The organism is Bradyrhizobium arachidis, assembly GCF_024758505.1.
Taxonomy (GTDB): domain Bacteria; phylum Pseudomonadota; class Alphaproteobacteria; order Rhizobiales; family Xanthobacteraceae; genus Bradyrhizobium; species Bradyrhizobium manausense_C.
Map to the genome: position 1 here is coordinate 8576796 of NZ_CP077970.1, position 17271 is coordinate 8594066.

A 17271-nucleotide genomic window follows, 5' to 3' on the forward strand; every position below is an offset into this window, starting at 1 on the left:
GGGAAACAGAAACGGAACGAAGTCCCCGGGGAATGGGTGCCTCGCGTGCTTGGGCCGCGCCACCCGCCACAAGCACAGCGTCATACCCCGCGACCCGGCTACGCCAAGGCTTCGCCGGGGCTTGTGGTCTTGGGGCGCCGAAGCTTTAGCGTAGGCGGCAAGCGGGGTATCCAGTACGCCGCGGCCTTTCCGTATCACGGCGCTGTTTCTAGGATACTGGATCGCCCGCCCTCGCGGGCGATGACAGTGGAAGTCGGGGGCCGCCCTTCACCCACCCATCTTCGCCATCAGCGCGTCGGAGATCTCGAAGTTGGCGTAGACGTTCTGAACGTCGTCGTGCTCGTTGAGCAGGTCCATCAGCTTCAAAAGCTTCTCGCCGGTCTCGTCGTCCACCGACACCGTGTTCTGCGGCTTCCAGATCAGCGCGGCCTTGCGCGGCTCGCCGAACTTGGCTTCCAGCGCCTTGGCGACGTCGCGATAGCCTTCGGTCGAGGCGTAGATCTCGTGGCCGTTCTCGCCCGAGATGACGTCGTCGGCGCCGGCCTCGATGGCGGCGTCCAGCACCGCATCGTCGGAGGCGACACTGCGGTCATATTCGATGATTCCGGTGCGGTCGAACATGAAGGAGACCGAGCCGGTTTCGCCGAGATTGCCGCCGGATTTTGTGAAGAAGGAGCGGATGTCGGAGGCGGCGCGGTTGCGGTTGTCGGTCAGCGCCTCGACGATGACGGCGACGCCGCCGGGGCCGTACCCCTCGTAGCGGATCTCGTCATAATTCTCGCCGTCACTGCCGAGCGCCTTCTTGATCGCGCGCTCGATATTGTCCTTCGGCATGTTCTCCTGCCGCGCGGCGATCACGGCGGCGCGCAGGCGCGGGTTCATGTTAGGATCCGGCGTCCCGAGCTTGGCGGCGACGGTGATTTCGCGGGCCAGCTTACCGAACAGCTTCGACTTCTGCGCATCCTGCCGCCCCTTGCGGTGCATGATGTTCTTGAATTGGGAATGTCCGGCCATGCGTGGTCTCTCGGGAATCGTCCGGGGTGTGGAGGTGGGAAAGCGCGGCCTTATAGGCCGCCAAGCCACCGATTTGAAAGAGGCTCTTATACTTTAAGGTAGTACCGTAGGGGCCTCTATGCCCAGATCTCAGGCACCTGTTAACCCTGATTTCATTCCGGACTGCGAAAATACTGCCGTCCCATCTCCCGACAAGAGTGACCTGATGGCGTTCGGACTATTTCGCAAGCGCGTCCCGGATGAGGCTGCGCCCCCGGCGACCCCGCAGGCTGCCCAGCCCGCCGTCGAACAGACCCCCGCCGCGGAAGGCGATTCGGCCAAGGAAATATTGGAACTGCTGGAACTCGAGCTCGGCGCCATGATCCGCCAGCTCGAGCGCGCGGCCCACTCGGTCGCCGGCGGTGCGGAAGCGACCGCGACCACGCTTGCGACCATCCGCGCGCGCACGGACGCGCTGACCGGGCGCAGCAGCGCCGCACAGTCGACGGCCACCACCTTCGCCAATGCCGCCGACAAGTTCACCCAGTCGGCGCAGGGCATCGGCGCCCAGGTGCGCGAGGCCGGCAAGCTCGCCGACCAGGCGAGCGCGGCCGCGCAGGAGGCCCGCGCCAATGTCGACCGCCTGCGCGAATCCTCCGCGGCCATCGGCAACGTCGTCAATTTGATCGCGCAGATCGCGCGCCAGACCACGCTCCTTGCTCTCAATTCCACGATTGAGGCGGCGCGCGCCGGCGCGGCCGGCAAGGGCTTTGCGGTCGTCGCCACCGAGGTCAAGGCGCTGGCGGTGCAGACCCAGAGCGCGACCGAAGAGATCACCAAGAAGATCGAGACCCTGCAGAAGGACGCCGCCGGCTCCGCCGACGCGGTGCATCGCATCTCGCAGGCGATCGAAGCGATCCGCCCTGTGTTCGAGACCGTCGACGGCGCGGTCGCCGAGCAGAACGCCACGACAAACGAAATTTCCGGCAACGCCGCGACCGCATCGCAATTCATCGTCTCCGTCGGCGACAGCGCCGCCGAGATCGACGCCGCCACGAAGGCGGCGGAAGCACATGGCGAGAGCGTCGCCAGCGCCGGCAAGGCCGTCACGACGTTTGCGCAAAAGCTCAAGTCGCGTTGCGCCGTACTGTTGCGGCAGAGCGAGCATGACGACCGCCGCCAGACCGAGCGGCTGCCCTGCCATCTCAAGCTCGAGATCAAGTCGGCGCGGGGTGCAGCGACCATGCCGGTCTACGAGATCGCGATGGGTGGCGTGTTGATCGGCGGCCCGGATGCCGGAAGGCTCGCAGCCAACGAGACTATCGACGGCGCGCTCGAACATGTCGGCGCCTGCCGGCTGCGCGTCACCGAACAGACCAAGGCCGGCGCGCGGGCGCAATTCGTGAACCCGAGCGCCGAGCTCCGCGAAAAGATCGAAGACAAGCTCTGGTCGATCCACGAGGAGAACACCGAGCTCGTGACCCGCGCCATGGAGGCGGGCAGCGCGCTGACCAAGATCTTCGAGCAGGCGGTGGCGCGCGGCGAGGTCTCGCTCGACGATCTCTTCGACACCGCCTACGCGGAGATATCAGGCACCAATCCGCAGCAATACCGCACCCGCTATCTCGACTGGGCCGACCGCGCGCTGCCGCCATTCCAGGAAGCGTTTTTGGCGAAGGAGCCGCGGATGGCATTCAGCGCCATGGTCGACCGCAACGGCTTCTTGCCGGTGCACAACAAGATCTATTCGCACCCGCAGCGTCCGGGTGACGTCGCCTGGAACACTGCCAACAGTCGCAACCGGCGTATCTTCAACGACCTGGCCGGGCTTGCTGCGGCGCGCAATACCCGCTCCTACCTGGTTCAGAGCTATGCGCGCGACATGGGTAACGGGAACACGGTGATGATGCGCGAGATCGACGTGCCGATCCGCGTGCAGGGCCGGCACTGGGGCGGATTCCGGACGGCTTACAAGCTCTGAAGCACGAATCGGGCTAACTAAAGTGCGATATGCACGCTTCCGTGCACGCTCAGGCAAGACCGGCGGTGCGAATCGCGCTCTAGAATCGCACAGGGAATGGAACGCCGCGTGGGTCGATCGATCGGCTCTGGCTGGAGGAAATTTGAAATATGTCCGTCGTGCAACTTGCAGTTTTGGACACCGCATCCAACCGGTCGCTGGCCGAACGTCTCATCGACCAGCTCGCCGACCGTATCGGCGGCCTCGGGGTGGAGCTTGCCGACATCGCCGGTAACGTCCAGGAAGTCGCAAGCCGCGTTTCCAACCAGTCGGAACGCTTCCACCACCTGCAGACGACGGCCGAGACGATGGTCTCGGCCAATCGCGACATCGCCAACGCCTCTCAGGCCGTGCAATCGACCACGTCGGCCGCGGTTGGCGAGATCGTGCAGTCGCGCAGCGCGGTAGATGCCGCGGTCCAGCACATCGCCGAGCTCGTCGAGGCGGTTGGGCGCATCGAGGCGCGGCTCGGCGCCGTCGGCTCGGCGCTGTCCCAGGTCGCAAAAGTCTCGGGCTCGATCGAGGCGATTGCCAAGCAGACCAATCTGCTCGCGCTCAATGCCACGATCGAAGCGGCCCGTGCGGGCAGCGCCGGCCGCGGCTTCGCCGTGGTCGCAAGCGAAGTGAAGAGCCTCGCCGAAGGCACCCGCCAGGCCACGCAGCAGATCTCCGACACCGTGCGCGATCTCGACGGCCAGATCGGCAGCCTGATCGGCGAAAGCAGCGACGCCTCGCTGCGCGCCAAGAGCGCGGGCGAAGGCGCCCAGCAGATCTCCGGCATCATTGCGCGCGTGCAGCAGGGCATTGCGTCGGTCGGCCTGGAGATCGACGGCGTCGCCCGGGCCGCGACCTCCAATCTCGGCCATTGCGACACCGTCATCACCGAACTCAGCGAGCTCGCAAAGGGCGTCGACCTCTCCTCGCGCGACCTCAGAAACGCCGACGAGCGCGTCGCAAAGCTCCTGGAGACCTCCGAAGGCCTGATCGCGCTGATCGCCGACAGCGGCGTGGAGACCTCGGATGCGCCGCTGATCCGCGTCGTCGTCGAGACCGCCAGGCACATCTCGGCCGAGTTCGAGGCCGCCATCGACCGCGGCGAGATCACGCTCGACAAGCTGATGGACCAGAATTATCGGGAAATCCCCGGCACCGATCCGAAGCAGTATCTCACCAAATACGTCGAATTCACCGACCGCGTGCTGCCGGCGATCCAGGACCCGATTCAAAAATCCGATCCGCGCATCGTGTTCTGCGTCGCCTGGGCCAAGGGCGGCTATCTGCCGACGCATAATCCCAACTACCGCCTGCCGCAGGGCAAGGATCCGGTCTGGAACAACGCCAATTGCCGCAACCGCCGCCTGTTCTCCGATCGCGCGGTGAAGAAGGTGGCGGCCAGCACAAAGCCCTTCCTGCTGCAAACCTATCGCCGCGACATGGGCGGCGGACAGTTCGTGTTGATGAAGGATCTGTCCGCGCCGATCATGGTGAAGGGCAAGCACTGGGGCGCGTTCCGGATGGGGTTTCGGCAGGGCTGAGGCCGGCAGGTAGCACCGTCGCCGCGAAGTGCGATGGTCCCCAATGTCGTCCCGGACAAGCGGAGCTCTGGCAACGCGCAGCGTTGCTAGAGCGGAGTGCCGATCCGGGACCCATAACCACAGGAAGCTGTTTGGCGAAGACTCGTGATCGCGGTTTCGCGCCACAACCACTTCCTGTGGTTATGGGTCCCGGATCTGCGCTTACGCTTGTCCGGGACGACAGTGAGTGTGTGGCGCCGCTTTTCAGCTCAACCAAAACCTCGGCGTCGCCGGCTCCAGCCGTCCACCTGCGCGCACCGGCGCGATGCGCAGCGCCAGCCCCGTTGCATCGTCCGTCTCCACGGCAACGCCGCTCAGCGTTGCAACACCCCCGGCGGGCTCGAAGCGGCCGGAGGGGATGCCTGAGGTGAAGCGGCGCAGCGGCTCTTCCTTCTGCATGCCGATGATCGAGTCGTAATCGCCGGTCATGCCGGCATCGGTCATGTAGGCGGTGCCGCCGGAGAGGATCTGGTGGTCGGCGGTCGGCACATGCGTGTGCGTGCCGACGACGAGGCTGGCGCGGCCGTCGCAGAAATAGCCAATGCCCTGCTTTTCGCTGGTGGCCTCGCAATGGAAATCGACGACGATGGCATCGGCCGCAACGCCGAGCGGACAGGCGCCGAGCTCGCGCTCCAGCGCCGCGAAGGGATCGTCGAACGGCGTCATGAAGACGCGGCCGAGCGCGTTGACGATCAGCGCATGCTTGCCGTTCTTGGCCTCGACCAGCGCGGCACCGCGGCCGGGCGTGCCACGCGGATAGTTGGCCGGCCGCACCAGGCGCTCCGCGCGCTCGATGAACACCAGCGCCTCGCGCTGGTCCCAGGAATGATTGCCGAGCGTCACCGCGTCGGCGCCGGCATCGAGCAGTTCCTGATAGATCGCCTCGGTGATGCCAAAGCCGCCCGCGGAGTTCTCGCCGTTGACGACGACGAGATCGAGCGACCAGTCGCGGATCATGCCGGGCAGATGTTCTGATATGGCCGCGCGCCCGGCACGGCCGACGACGTCACCCACGAAGAGAATGCGCAACTTCAGGACTCCGGAAATCGAAAACGTCGGATTCCGTTAGCACATAATCCAGCGCGACGTCGTGCGATAGTGCCGGAACCGCCTCGATCTCCTGCGCCGCGAACGCAATCCCGATGCCCAGCACGTGCTTGGTCTTGCGCAAATGCGCGAAGGTGAAGTCGTAATGGCCTGCGCCGTAGCCGATGCGATGGCCGAGACGGTCGAAGGCCGCGAGCGGCGTCAGCATGATGTCGGGGATCACTTCGGCGGCCGCCGGCGACGGCTCGGGAATACCGAGCGGGCCGAGCATCAGGCGGTCGTTCGGATGCCAGAGCCGGAAGATCAACGACTGGCCGCGCGCGGTGACACAAGGAAGCGCGAGCCGCGCACCGTCATCGGCGAGCTTGCGCATCAGGGGGGCCGGATCAATCTCGTTGCGGATCGGGGAGTAGCCGGACACGATAGTGCCTGGCAGCAGTTCGAACGGCAGGCCGCGCTTGGCGAGCTTTGTGGCAGCAGCGGCGCGTTTCTTTTCGCTGAGCGCATCGCGCTTGGCGAGGGCTTTGGCACGAAGTTCGGATTTTGAGTTGCTCATGCGCTTGGGGTCCCGAGGTCATCGTCCACGAGACGGACGATCCAGTATTACAGGAGCGGCGATGTTCTCACTCGAACGCCGCGGCGTACTGGATTCCCCGCCTTCGCGGGGAATGACCGTATCCAACAGGACCGCCGCAGTCTGACGCGCAAAGTTCGACAGGCACAAAACAGAAGGGCAGAAGTGCGAGGCCGCAATCGCCGTTGAAGCACTCGATCCCGGAGTTCCCTACGAAAGTAGGTGGGCACCATATGTCCGGATCCACGGACCCGGCCAGGGACAGTTCCCTAAAGGATCGATAAGGCCCCGGGGATATATGGCTCCTGACGCGCGTCACAGCCTCGCTTGGTCAATGTAACAACGATAGTTCCGAATCGCCAGCCCGGCCCTCGGTCATCGTGGTCGGCGATCAACCGATCGCGATCCCGTTGCCGACGGTCCGGTTCAGCACTTGCGTCGACTTCTCGATCCGCTCGGCCGCCGCGTTCAGCGCGTTGACGACGGCGGTCTGCGTGACCCGCGCGCGCTCGGCGGCGGCGTTACGGAAATCGCGCAGCTCGTTGACCTCGGCCTCCAGCGTGCGGACGCGATTGCCCGCATCGAACAGCTCGTCGCAGGCCATCAGCGCGGCCATCACCGTGAGCCTGGCATCGCCGATCTCGCCGAACTTGCCGCGCAGCATCTGGATGCGCGACTCGAAGCTCTCGGCCAGCTTCAACAGCCGCACTTCCTGCCCTTCCTCGCAGGCCATGCGGAATTGCCGGCCGTTGATGGTGACGTTGATGTGGCTCATGAGTCCTCTCCGGTATCGAGTACCGAACGTATCGTGACGATCGCGGCATCGAGCCGATCGGAGATGTCGCGGCTGGTGCGTTCGAGCTTGCGCGCCTTCACCAGCGCACCGTCGAGCTCATCGGCCAGACGCGAGCGATCGGCACCGAGCGCCTGAATGCGCGTCGCGAGTTCGTTCTCGTCACGATCGGCATCGCGGCGTCGTTCGACGGCGCTCTCCAGCGCGTCGAGCGCCGCCATGAGCCTGCGGGTCGCGATCTCGATCTCGAGGGCGGACGACTCCGTCATGGCAGAACTGGTGGCAGCGCGATCGCTCATGAAGCCTGCGGCAGACCTTGTTTCGGGGCCTTTGCATCGACGCCTGCCACCCGGCAAAAGACTCGGTTCGGCAAGCGGTTACACGCAAATATTTACGTGGCAGGAAAGCGAAGCGCAACGCCGCCCGGAAACTATGCACCGATAGATCGGGTTGCCATGGCATCCCGGTCCATCGTTCTCCGGGGGCGCGATCTCCGCGCAAACGCGATTTCCGCGCTTGTCGCGACGGACAGCCGGCCGCCACTTTTCCCGATCATGCCGCAGGCAACTTTTCGGGCGCAGAAGGCGTTTGATTGCCTTGGACTCCCGGAACCGAGATGCTATCCCAGCCCCGACCCGAGAGGCTGCCAAGCTCCTTCCCACGCGGCCCACACCGCCACCCAAGCGCTTCATTTCAGACGGATTTTCATCATGACGCAGGTCGACCAAACCCGTATGGCCAACGCGATCCGCGGCCTCTCGATGGACGCCGTCGAGAAGGCGAAATCGGGTCATCCCGGCCTGCCCATGGGCGCCGCCGACATCGCCACCGTGCTGTTCACGCAGTTCCTGAAATACGACACAGCGGCACCTAGCTGGCCCGACCGTGACCGCTTCGTGCTCTCGGCCGGCCACGGCTCGATGCTGCTCTATTCGCTGCTGTTCCTGACCGGCAATCCGGACATGACGCTGGACCAGATCAAGCAGTTCCGTCAGCTCGATTCGATCACCCCGGGGCACCCTGAGAACTTCCTCACCAAGGGCATCGAGACCACCACCGGCCCGCTCGGCCAGGGCATCTCGACCGCCGTCGGCATGGCGCTGGCGGAGAAGATGCTGGCCGCCGAATTCGGCAAGAAGATCGTCGACCACCACACCTACGTGCTCGCCTCCGACGGCGACCTGATGGAAGGCGTGTCGCAGGAAGCGATCGCGATGGCCGGGCACTGGAAGCTCAACAAGCTGATCGTGCTGTACGATGACAACGGCATCTCGATCGACGGCCCGACCTCGATCGCCGATTCCGTCGACCAGGTGAAGCGCTTCAAGTCCGCGGGCTGGGCCGCGGAGAAGATCGACGGCCAGGACCAGGCCGCAATCGCGGCCGCGATCACGCGCGCGATAAAGTCGAACAAGCCGACGCTGATCGCCTGCCGCACCACCATCGGCTACGGCGCGCCGCATAAGGCCGGCACCGCAAAGGTGCATGGCGAGGCGTTAGGTGCCGACGAGCTCAAGGCCGCCAAGGAGAATCTTGGCATCTCGCTCGAGCCGTTCTCGGTGCCTGACGACGTGCTGAAGGCATGGCGTGCTGCAGGCAGCCGCGGCGCTGCCGCGCGCAAGGAATGGGAAGATCGCCTTGGCCAACTCGGCAGCCGCAAGCGCGCCGAGTTCGAGCGCCGCCTGCGCCACGAGCGGCCGGCTTCGCTCGCCAAAGCGGTGAAGGCGTACAAGAAGGAGCTGCTGGAGAAGCCGATGGTTGCGGCAACCCGCAAATCCTCGGAAGCCGTGATCGAAGTGATTGCCGGCGCGATGCCGATGGAATTTCTGGCAGGCTCCGCCGACCTCACCGGCTCCAACAACAACAAGGCGAAGTCGGCCACAGCATTCTCGGCCAAGACGCCAAAAGGTCGCTTCATCCATTACGGCATCCGAGAGCACGGCATGGCCGCGGCCATGAACGGCATTTTCCTGCATGGCGGTTTCGCACCCAATGGCGCGACCTTCCTGGTGTTCACGGATTACGCGCGGCCGGCGATGCGGCTCGCTGCGCTGATGGGTGCGGGCGTCGTCTATGTGATGACCCACGATTCCATCGGCCTCGGCGAAGACGGTCCGACCCACCAGCCGGTCGAGCATCTTTCGGCCCTGCGCGCCATTCCCAACATGCGCGTATTCCGCCCCTGCGATTCCGTCGAGGTCGCCGAGTGCTGGGAGCTGGCGCTCAATCGCGTGGACGGACCGACGGTGCTGGCGCTGACGCGCCAGAACTTGCCGCAGCTTCGCACCACGGCGCCGAACGACAATCCCTGCGCGCAAGGCGCCTACGAGCTGGTCCCGGCGCAGGGCGAGGCCAAGGCAACGCTGTTCGCCTCGGGCTCCGAGGTCGAGATCGCGGTCGCCGCCCAGCGCCAACTCGCTGAGCGCGGCGTCCCGTCGCGGGTGGTCTCGGTGCCGTCACTGGAACTGTTGTTAGCGCAACCAGAAGCCAAGCGTGGCGCAATCATCGGCAACGCCCCGGTCAAGGTTGCGATCGAGGCCGCGGTACGCTGGGGCTGGGATGCCGTCATCGGCCAGGATGGTGAATTCATCGGCATGCATTCCTTCGGCGCCAGCGCGCCGGCCAAGGACCTTTTCAAGCACTTTGGAATTACCGCTGAGGCCGCAGTTAACGCTGTGCTGAAGCGCATTTCCTGAGTGTTGAGCTTGCCGGAAAAAAGGACTACCAAGCTCCCCATATGAACCAGTCCCGCCCGGCCGAACCGGGCGTCCGTCTAAAAAACCCTCGCAGGCGCGCTAGCCGCCTTGCGGGATGAAAATGGTCATTGAAGGAGACGAATGATGGTAGTCCGCGTCGGAATTAACGGTTTTGGTCGTATCGGCCGCAACGTCCTGCGGGCTATCGCCGAGTCCGGCCGCAAGGACATCGAGGTAGTCGGTATCAACGACCTCGGTCCCGTCGAAACCAACGCGCACCTGTTGCGCTTCGACTCCGTCCACGGCCGCTTCCCCGGCACCGTCACCGTCGATGGCGACTCGCTCAACCTCGGCTCCGGCAAGATCAAGGTGACGGCCGAGCGCGATCCGTCAAAACTGCCCTGGAAGGATCTCGGCGTCGACATCGCGCTGGAATGCACCGGCATCTTCACCTCGAAAGACAAGGCCTCCGCGCATCTGACCGCCGGCGCCAAGCGCGTGCTGGTCTCGGCGCCCGCTGACGGCGCCGACGCCACCATCGTCTACGGCGTCAACCACGACTCGCTGACCAAGGATCATCTGGTCGTCTCGAACGGCTCCTGCACCACCAACTGCCTCGCGCCGGTCGCCAAGGTGCTGAACGACCTCGTCGGCATCGAGACCGGCTTCATGACCACGATCCACGCCTACACCGGCGACCAGCCGACGCTGGATACGCTGCACAAGGATCTCTATCGCGGCCGCGCGGCTGCGATGTCGATGATCCCGACCTCGACGGGTGCGGCGAAGGCGATCGGCCTCGTGCTCCCCGAGCTCAAGGGCAAGCTCGACGGCGTCGCGATCCGCGTGCCGACCCCGAACGTCTCGGTCGTCGACCTCAAGATCGTCGCCAAGCGCGCCACCGACGTCAAGGAAGTCAACGCCGCGATGAAGCGCGCCTCCGAGCAGCAGCTCAAGGGCATCCTCGGCTACACGTCGGCGCCGAACGTCTCGATCGACTTCAACCACGACCCGCACTCCTCCACCTTCCACGAGGACCAGACCAAGGTGCAGAACGGCACGCTGGTGCGCGTGATGTCCTGGTACGACAACGAGTGGGGTTTCTCGAACCGCATGGCTGATACCGCCGTTGCGATGTCGAAGGTGATCTAAGGCTGCACAATGCTTCCTGCCTGGATCGGCGTCCCCGGCGCCATCCTGCTGCTCGCGTTCATCGCGTACGGCATCCGCCAGGGAATGAAGGTAACGACCAGGCAGGAAGGCGATCCGCCCGAGCGCGGCCCACCATAGTGCTGCCAGTAAGCGAGTGATCAGGACATGGCCAAATTCCGCACCCTCGACGACGTCAATGTGAAGGGCAAGCGCGTCCTGCTGCGCGTCGACCTGAACGTGCCCATGGACAACGGGCGCGTCACCGACGCAACGCGGCTCGAGCGCGTCGCGCCGACCATCACCGAGCTCGCGGACAAGGGCGGCAAGGTCATCCTGCTCGCGCATTTCGGCCGGCCCAAGGGACGTGATCCCAAGGAGTCGCTGAAGCCCGTTGCCGAAGCGCTGGCGAACGTCGTGAACAAATCCGTCGCCTTCGCCGACGACTGCATCGGCGAGCCGGCCGCAAAGGCCGTGGCCGCGATGCAGGATGGCGACATCCTGTGTCTGGAAAACACCCGCTTCCACAAGGAAGAGGAAAAGAACGATCCCGCCTTCGTCGCTGAGCTCGCAAAGCTCGGCGACATCTGGGTCAGCGACGCGTTCTCCGCGTCGCACCGCGCCCACGCCTCGACCGAAGGCCTCGGCCACAAGCTGCCGGCCTATGCCGGCCGCACCATGCAGGCCGAGCTCGACGCGCTGGAGAAGGCGCTGGGATCGCCGACCAAGCCTGTGATCGCGATCATCGGCGGCGCAAAGGTCTCGACCAAGATCGACCTGTTGGAAAACCTCGTCACCAAGGTCGACGCGCTCGTCATCGGCGGCGGCATGGCCAACACCTTCCTGCACGCCCAGGGCGTCGCGGTCGGCAAGTCGCTCTGCGAAAAAGATCTCGCCGCGACCGCGGTGCGGATCATGGAGAAGGCTGAGGCGGCGAACTGCGCCATCATCCTCCCCGTGGACGCCACCGTCGCCTATCATTTCGCCGCCAACGCGCCGTCGCACGCCTATGGGCTCGATGCGATCCCCGCCGACGGCATGATCCTCGACGTCGGTCCGCAATCGATCGTGCGCATCCATGCCGCGATCGACGACGCCGCAACCCTGGTCTGGAACGGCCCGGTCGGCGCCTTCGAGATGCAGCCGTTCGACCGCGGCACGGTGGCAGCCGCCCGACACGCCGCCGAGCGCACAAAAGCCAAGAAGCTGATTTCGATCGCGGGTGGCGGCGACACCGTCGCAGCGCTCAACCAGGCCGGCGTGGGCTCGGATTTCACCTATGTTTCGACGGCCGGTGGCGCATTTCTTGAATGGATGGAAGGCAAGCCCCTGCCCGGCGTCGAAGTCTTGCGCATCAAGTAAATAGCGGCCGAACTGGCCCAAACGGGAGAAAGATACAGATGGCTCGGATCACGTTGCGTCAATTGCTCGATCATGCGGCGGAGAACGACTACGGCGTCCCGGCCTTCAACATCAACAACATGGAGCAGGCCTTGGCGATCATGGACGCGGCCAACCAGGTCGACGCCCCCGTGATCATCCAGGCCTCGCGCGGCGCGCGCTCCTACGCCAACGACGTCATGCTCAAGCACATGATGGACGCGGTGACCGAGATCTATCCGCACATCCCGGTCTGCGTGCATCTCGACCACGGCAACGAGCCCGCGACCTGCATGACCGCGATCCAGGCCGGCTTCACCTCGGTCATGATGGACGGCTCGCTAAAGGCCGACGGCAAGACCCCCGGCGACTGGGACTACAATGTCGGCGTCACCAAGACGGTGACCACCATGGCCCATCTCGGCGGCATCTCGGTGGAAGGCGAACTCGGCGTGCTCGGCTCGCTCGAGACCGGCATGGGCGACAAGGAAGACGGCCACGGCGCCGAAGGCAAGCTGTCACACGACCAGCTCCTGACCAATCCGGACGAGGCCGTGAAGTTCGTCAGGGAGACCCGCGTCGACGCGCTCGCGATCGCAATGGGCACCTCGCACGGCGCCTACAAGTTCACGCGCAAGCCGGACGGCGACATCCTCGCCATGAACGTGATCGAGGAGATCCACCGCAAGCTGCCGAACACGCATCTCGTCATGCACGGCTCCTCCTCGGTGCCGCAGGAGCTCCAGGAGATCATCAACGCCAATGGCGGCAAGATGAAGCCGACCTGGGGCGTGCCGGTCGCCGAGATCCAGCGCGGCATCAAGAACGGCGTGCGCAAGATCAACATCGACACCGACAACCGCATGGCGATGACCGGCCAGATCCGGAAAGTGCTGAAGGACAGCCCGGAAGAGTTCGATCCGCGCAAGTACCTGAAGCCCGCCATGGAAGCCATGACCAAGCTGTGCAAGCAGCGGCTCCAGGAGTTCAACACCGCCGGCCAGGCTTCCAAGGTCAAGCGGGTCCTGACCACCGCCGAGATGGCCAAGCGCTACGCCAAGGGCGAGCTCGACCCCCGCGTCGCGTAGCGATCGCGCGGTGGCGTAAGGCCCGGCAAACACCCTCCTCCATCATTCCGGGGCGCCGCAAAGCGGCGAGCCCGGAATCCATAACCACAGTCCGGGGTTACGGATTCCGGGCCAGCGCCTGACGGCGCATCCCGGAATGACGACGTTCTTGTCGGTGCTGCCCTCCCCTCCCCGCTTTACCCTGCGACGAACGTTAACTCGGCAATTGCCCGAGAACGGTCTATTTTCCCGGGCAAGGCAGAATCGTTTTGGGAGGACCTCTCGATGAATCTGACTGAGCTCAACAAGATCGCAACCGCCATGGTGGCGCCCGGCAAGGGCATCCTTGCGGCCGACGAATCCTCAGGCACGATCAAGAAGCGTTTCGACGCGATCGGGGTGGAATCGACCGAGGACAACCGCCGCGACTATCGCGAGATGCTGTTTCGCTCCAGGGACGCCATGAGCCAGCACATCTCCGGCGTCATCCTCTATGACGAGACGATCTGGCAGAACGCGAAGGACGGCACGCCGCTCATCAAGCTGATCGAAGAGAGCGGTGCGATTCCCGGCATCAAGGTCGACGAAGGCACGCAGGCCCTGCCGATGTGCCAAGGCGAGCTCGTCACGGTCGGGCTCGACAAGCTCGCCGAGCGGCTGAAGAAATACTATGAACGCGGCGCGCGCTTCGCCAAATGGCGCGCGGTGATCGATATCGGCGGCGGCATTCCGTCGATGACCGCGATCAGCGTCAATGCCCATGCGCTGGCGCGCTACGCCGCGCTGTGCCAGGCCGCGCAGATCGTGCCGATCGTCGAGCCGGAAGTGCTGATGGACGGCGATCACGACATCGACCGCTGCTTTGAGGTAACGAGCCGCGTGCTCAACAAGACGTTCCAGGAATTGCGTGTGCAGCGCGTCGCGCTCGAAGGCATGGTGCTCAAACCCAACATGGCGGTATCAGGCAAGAAGTGCGCGAAGCAGGCCTCGGTCGCCGAGGTCGCGGAAAAAACCGTGCGGCTCCTGAAGGCCTGCGTGCCCGCGGCCGTGCCCGGCATCGCCTTCCTGTCCGGCGGCCAGTCGGATGAGGATGCGACCGCGCATCTCGACGCCATGAACCGGCTCGGTCCGCTGCCCTGGGGCCTGACCTTCTCCTATGGCCGCGCGCTGCAGGCTGCGCCGCAGAAGGCGTGGTCCGGAAGAGCAGACAATGTCGCCGCCGGGCAGCGCGCGTTCTCCCATCGCGCGCGCATGAACGGGCTTGCGAGCCAGGGCAAATGGGACTCGAGCCTGGAAAAGAAGGCGGCCTAGACTTGTCGAACAAATCTGCGACCAAGCCCGCGCCTGCGCGCCCCGCGCCGCGCCTCTATCTCGCGACGCCATTGGTCGATGATGCCGCCGCGCTCGTCGCCGAGCTTCCTGCGCTGCTCGCCGCCGCCGATGTCGCAGCCGTGCTGGTGCGCCTCAAGGAGACCGACCAGCGCACCATGATCTCGCGCGTGAAAGCGCTGGCGCCGGCGGTGCAGAACGCAGGCGCCGCGCTGCTCGTCGACGGCCATGCCGAGCTCGTCGCGCGCGGCGGCGCCGACGGCGCGCATCTCACCGGCATCGCGGCCTTCGAAGAAGCGGCGTCCTCCCTGAAGCCGGATCGCATCGCCGGCGTCGGCGGACTTGCGACGCGGCACGATTCCATGAGCGCGGGCGAGATGGGCGCGGACTATGTGCTGTTCGGCGAGCCTGACGCGGAAGGCGCGCGCCCCTCGACATCGGCGATCGCGGAGCGGCTCGACTGGTGGGCCGAGCTGTTCGAGCCGCCCTGCGTCGGCTTTGCCACGTCGTCGGCGGAAGCTTTTGAGTTCGCCGCGTCAGGGGCCGATTTCGTGCTGGTCGGCGATTTCATCTGGGCCGATCCGCGCGGAGCAAAGGCCGCATTGACCGATGTCGACGCGGCGATCAAGAAGGCCTATGCGGATGCGACCGCCTCAACCGGTGCGGAGCACGGATAGCCGATAACCATGATGCTCTCGCGCTCGATCAAGATCCTGTCCGCACTGATGCTGCTGACCGCGCCGGCGGCCGCGCAGATTTCGCTGACGCCGCCTGCGGCAACGCCCGCCCCTGCGCCCGAGAAGCCGAAGGCCGCAAAACCGCCCGCGCCCGCAAAGAAAAAGGAAGCCGCGCCGGCGCCAAAACCGTCGCCGAGCCCGCCGCCCGCTGCGACCGTGATCCCGGCGCCGCCGACCGACAATTCCAACGTCGACCTCGTGTACGGCGCCTTTCAGCGCGGCCAATACAAGACCGCGTTCGACCTTGCCACCGCGCGCGCGCAAGTCGGCGATCCCAAGGCCATGACCATGCTGGGCCAGCTTTATTCGGGCGCGCTCGGCATCAAGCGCGATTACGCCAGGGCGGCCGAGTGGTACAGGCGCGCGTCCGATGCGGGCGACCGTGAGGCGATGCTCGAGCTCGCGATGTTGCGCATGGCCGGCCGCGGCGGACCGATCGACAAGGGTGAGGCGGTGAAGCTGATGGCCTCCGCCGCCAAGCTCGGCCAGCCCAAGGCTGCCTACAATCTGGCCCTGCTTTATCTCGACGGGCAGACGCTGCCGCAGGACGTCAGGCGCTCCGCCGAGTTGTTGCGCCAAGCGGCCGACGCCGGACTGCCGGAAGCGCAATACGCGCTCGCGACCTTCTACAAGGAGGGCACCGGCGTGCCGAAGGACATCGACAAGGCAGTGCGGCTGCTCCAGGCGGCCACATTGGCCGACAATGTCGATGCCGAGGTCGAATACGCCATTGCGATGTTCAACGGCACCGGCACGCCGCAAAACAAACCGGCTGCCGTGGCACTGCTGCGCAAGGCGGCCCGCCAGAACAGCCCGATCGCACAGAGCAGGCTGGCTTGGCTGCTGGTCTACGGTGCCGGAACGCCGGTCGACAAGATCGAGGGTTTCAAATGGCACCTGGTTGCCAGAACCGCCGGCAAGGGTGAGCCTGAGCTTGACAAGCAGTTCTCCGAGCTCAATCCCGAGGACCGCGCCAAGGCCGAGGCCGCCGCGAAGAAATGGCTCGGGACCAAATGACTTGACGCGGGCCCGAGCGCAGGGCACCCCATCCCCCAGATCAAGCCGCTTGCCGCCGCTTCCCCCCAATCAAGACCGAAAATCATGCTGTATTCCGCAACTATCAACGTCATGGTCAAGGCCGCGCGCCGCGCCGGCCGCAGCCTGAAGCGCGATCTCGGCGAGATCGAGCATCTCCAGGTCTCGCTGAAGGGCCCGGCCAATTTCGTCTCGCTCGCCGACAAGCGCGCCGAGGAGATCCTGTACCAGGACCTCGCAAAGGCCCGCCCCGGCTACGGCTTCATCGGCGAGGAAGGGGGACAGCGCGAGGGCACCGACAAGAGCCACACCTGGATCGTCGATCCCCTCGACGGCACCACCAACTTCCTGCACGGCATCCCGCAATTTGCGATCTCGATCGGGCTTGCGCGCGAAGGCACAGTGATTGCGGGTGTGATCTACAACCCCGCCAATGACGAGCTCTACATCGCCGAGCGCGGCAAGGGCGCCTTCCTCAACGACCAGCGCCTGCGCGTCGCCGGCCGCCGCCAGCTCAACGAATGCGTGGTGGCCTGCGGCCTTCCGCATATCGGCCGCGGCGACCACGACCTGTTCCGCCGCGAGATGACCGCGATCCAGGATCAGGTCGCAGGGCTCCGCCGCTTCGGCGCCGCCTCCCTCGACCTCGCTTTCGTCGCCGCCGGTCGCCTCGACGGCTATTGGGAGCGCAATCTCCAGCCCTGGGACATCGCAGCCGGCCAGATTATGGTGAAGGAAGCCGGCGGCACCGTGAGCGACATCGACACATCAGGCGACTCGCTGGTGACGGGACATGTGGTGTGCGGCAACGAGTTCGTTCATGGCGAGCTGGTGAAGACGCTGCGGCCGCTAGCGAAGTAGAGCGCGCCTTCCTCCA

The 17271-nt window shown here is 65.3% G+C and carries 16 protein-coding genes and 1 other RNA gene; 11 read left to right on the plus strand and 6 right to left on the minus strand.

The genetic code is table 11. The features are described 5' to 3' along the window. Positions 1 to 267 precede the first annotated feature (267 nt). On the minus strand, positions 268 to 1014 hold the full coding sequence (locus tag KUF59_RS39940) for a YebC/PmpR family DNA-binding transcriptional regulator (RefSeq protein WP_212456771.1): 747 nt from the start codon (positions 1012 to 1014) through the stop codon (positions 268 to 270). Positions 1015 to 1219: 205 nt separating this feature from the next. Here KUF59_RS39940 and KUF59_RS39945 point away from each other — a divergent pair, with 205 nt between their 5' ends. Then, positions 1220 to 2974, plus strand: coding sequence for a methyl-accepting chemotaxis protein (locus KUF59_RS39945; RefSeq protein ID WP_212456772.1), 1755 nt, complete (start codon positions 1220 to 1222; stop codon positions 2972 to 2974). Positions 2975 to 3123: 149 nt separating this feature from the next. After that, complete coding sequence (locus tag KUF59_RS39950; protein ID WP_212456773.1) at positions 3124 to 4548, plus strand: methyl-accepting chemotaxis protein; 1425 nt, start codon at positions 3124 to 3126, stop codon at positions 4546 to 4548. Between the two features lie 243 nt (positions 4549 to 4791). Here KUF59_RS39950 and KUF59_RS39955 read toward each other — a convergent pair whose 3' ends face one another. From KUF59_RS39955 to KUF59_RS39975, 5 genes are all read right to left on the minus strand, one after another. Continuing rightward, positions 4792 to 5616 carry a TIGR00282 family metallophosphoesterase gene (locus KUF59_RS39955; protein WP_212456774.1) on the minus strand — a complete coding sequence of 275 codons (825 nt, stop codon included), beginning with the start codon at positions 5614 to 5616 and terminating at the stop codon, positions 4792 to 4794. Beyond that, positions 5594 to 6190 carry a 5-formyltetrahydrofolate cyclo-ligase gene (locus KUF59_RS39960; RefSeq protein WP_212456775.1) on the minus strand — a complete coding sequence of 199 codons (597 nt, stop codon included), beginning with the start codon at positions 6188 to 6190 and terminating at the stop codon, positions 5594 to 5596. Before KUF59_RS39960 ends, KUF59_RS39955 begins: the two co-directional genes overlap by 23 nt. A 184-nt stretch (positions 6191 to 6374) precedes the next feature. Continuing rightward, positions 6375 to 6535: non-coding RNA, 6S RNA (ssrS, locus tag KUF59_RS39965), on the minus strand. A 64-nt stretch (positions 6536 to 6599) separates the two neighbouring features. Continuing rightward, positions 6600 to 6983: a cell division protein ZapA gene (locus tag KUF59_RS39970; RefSeq protein ID WP_212456776.1), complete on the minus strand. Its 384-nt coding sequence runs from the start codon at positions 6981 to 6983 to the stop codon at positions 6600 to 6602. After that, entirely contained in the window at positions 6980 to 7300 is a 321-nt protein-coding gene (locus KUF59_RS39975) for a DUF4164 domain-containing protein (protein ID WP_186294371.1), read from the minus strand. Before KUF59_RS39975 ends, KUF59_RS39970 begins: the two co-directional genes overlap by 4 nt. A 411-nt stretch (positions 7301 to 7711) precedes the next feature. Between KUF59_RS39975 and tkt the strand changes: the two genes are divergently transcribed. The 9 genes from tkt to KUF59_RS40020 all read left to right on the plus strand — a co-directional run bounded on the left by tkt (position 7712) and on the right by KUF59_RS40020 (position 17255). Further along, the gene (tkt, locus tag KUF59_RS39980; protein ID WP_212456777.1) at positions 7712 to 9697 is read left to right on the plus strand and encodes a transketolase; all 1986 of its coding nucleotides are present in this window, start codon (positions 7712 to 7714) and stop codon (positions 9695 to 9697) included. 144 nt (positions 9698 to 9841) lie between these two features. Beyond that, positions 9842 to 10849, plus strand: a complete 1008-nt coding sequence (gap, locus tag KUF59_RS39985; protein WP_212456997.1) for a type I glyceraldehyde-3-phosphate dehydrogenase — start codon at positions 9842 to 9844, stop codon at positions 10847 to 10849. 9 nt (positions 10850 to 10858) lie between these two features. Further along, a complete protein-coding gene (locus KUF59_RS39990) occupies positions 10859 to 10987 on the plus strand; it encodes a hypothetical protein (protein WP_258767987.1) in 129 nt (42 codons plus the stop codon). Positions 10988 to 11014: 27 nt separating this feature from the next. Continuing rightward, on the plus strand, positions 11015 to 12208 hold the full coding sequence (locus KUF59_RS39995; protein WP_212456778.1) for a phosphoglycerate kinase: 1194 nt from the start codon (positions 11015 to 11017) through the stop codon (positions 12206 to 12208). 38 nt (positions 12209 to 12246) lie between these two features. Further along, the gene (fba, locus tag KUF59_RS40000; protein ID WP_212456779.1) at positions 12247 to 13314 is read left to right on the plus strand and encodes a class II fructose-bisphosphate aldolase; all 1068 of its coding nucleotides are present in this window, start codon (positions 12247 to 12249) and stop codon (positions 13312 to 13314) included. A 264-nt stretch (positions 13315 to 13578) separates the two neighbouring features. Next, positions 13579 to 14604, plus strand: a complete 1026-nt coding sequence (locus tag KUF59_RS40005; RefSeq protein WP_212456780.1) for a class I fructose-bisphosphate aldolase — start codon at positions 13579 to 13581, stop codon at positions 14602 to 14604. Positions 14605 to 14606: 2 nt separating this feature from the next. Beyond that, positions 14607 to 15299 carry a thiamine phosphate synthase gene (locus KUF59_RS40010; RefSeq protein WP_249140120.1) on the plus strand — a complete coding sequence of 231 codons (693 nt, stop codon included), beginning with the start codon at positions 14607 to 14609 and terminating at the stop codon, positions 15297 to 15299. A 9-nt stretch (positions 15300 to 15308) separates the two neighbouring features. Beyond that, on the plus strand, positions 15309 to 16376 hold the full coding sequence (locus tag KUF59_RS40015) for a tetratricopeptide repeat protein (protein ID WP_212456782.1): 1068 nt from the start codon (positions 15309 to 15311) through the stop codon (positions 16374 to 16376). Between the two features lie 84 nt (positions 16377 to 16460). Continuing rightward, positions 16461 to 17255 (plus strand): inositol monophosphatase family protein, encoded by a 795-nt coding sequence (locus KUF59_RS40020; protein ID WP_212456783.1) that lies wholly within the window; start codon positions 16461 to 16463, stop codon positions 17253 to 17255. Positions 17256 to 17271: the final 16 nt, after the last annotated feature.

Excerpts from the sequence above, each read along its gene's own strand:
- KUF59_RS39940 (WP_212456771.1), bottom strand. The coding sequence starts at position 1,014 with ATGGCCGGACATTCCCAATTCAAGAACATCATGCACCGCAAGGGGCGG.
- KUF59_RS39945 (WP_212456772.1), top strand. The coding sequence starts at position 1,220 with ATGGCGTTCGGACTATTTCGCAAGCGCGTCCCGGATGAGGCTGCGCCC.
- KUF59_RS39950 (WP_212456773.1), top strand. The coding sequence starts at position 3,124 with ATGTCCGTCGTGCAACTTGCAGTTTTGGACACCGCATCCAACCGGTCG.
- KUF59_RS39960 (WP_212456775.1), bottom strand. The coding sequence starts at position 6,190 with ATGAGCAACTCAAAATCCGAACTTCGTGCCAAAGCCCTCGCCAAGCGC.
- KUF59_RS39970 (WP_212456776.1), bottom strand. The coding sequence starts at position 6,983 with ATGAGCCACATCAACGTCACCATCAACGGCCGGCAATTCCGCATGGCC.
- KUF59_RS39975 (WP_186294371.1), bottom strand. The coding sequence starts at position 7,300 with ATGAGCGATCGCGCTGCCACCAGTTCTGCCATGACGGAGTCGTCCGCC.
- tkt (WP_212456777.1), top strand. The coding sequence starts at position 7,712 with ATGACGCAGGTCGACCAAACCCGTATGGCCAACGCGATCCGCGGCCTC.
- gap (WP_212456997.1), top strand. The coding sequence starts at position 9,842 with ATGGTAGTCCGCGTCGGAATTAACGGTTTTGGTCGTATCGGCCGCAAC.
- KUF59_RS39990 (WP_258767987.1), top strand. The coding sequence starts at position 10,859 with ATGCTTCCTGCCTGGATCGGCGTCCCCGGCGCCATCCTGCTGCTCGCG.
- KUF59_RS39995 (WP_212456778.1), top strand. The coding sequence starts at position 11,015 with ATGGCCAAATTCCGCACCCTCGACGACGTCAATGTGAAGGGCAAGCGC.
- fba (WP_212456779.1), top strand. The coding sequence starts at position 12,247 with ATGGCTCGGATCACGTTGCGTCAATTGCTCGATCATGCGGCGGAGAAC.
- KUF59_RS40005 (WP_212456780.1), top strand. The coding sequence starts at position 13,579 with ATGAATCTGACTGAGCTCAACAAGATCGCAACCGCCATGGTGGCGCCC.
- KUF59_RS40015 (WP_212456782.1), top strand. The coding sequence starts at position 15,309 with ATGATGCTCTCGCGCTCGATCAAGATCCTGTCCGCACTGATGCTGCTG.
- KUF59_RS40020 (WP_212456783.1), top strand. The coding sequence starts at position 16,461 with ATGCTGTATTCCGCAACTATCAACGTCATGGTCAAGGCCGCGCGCCGC.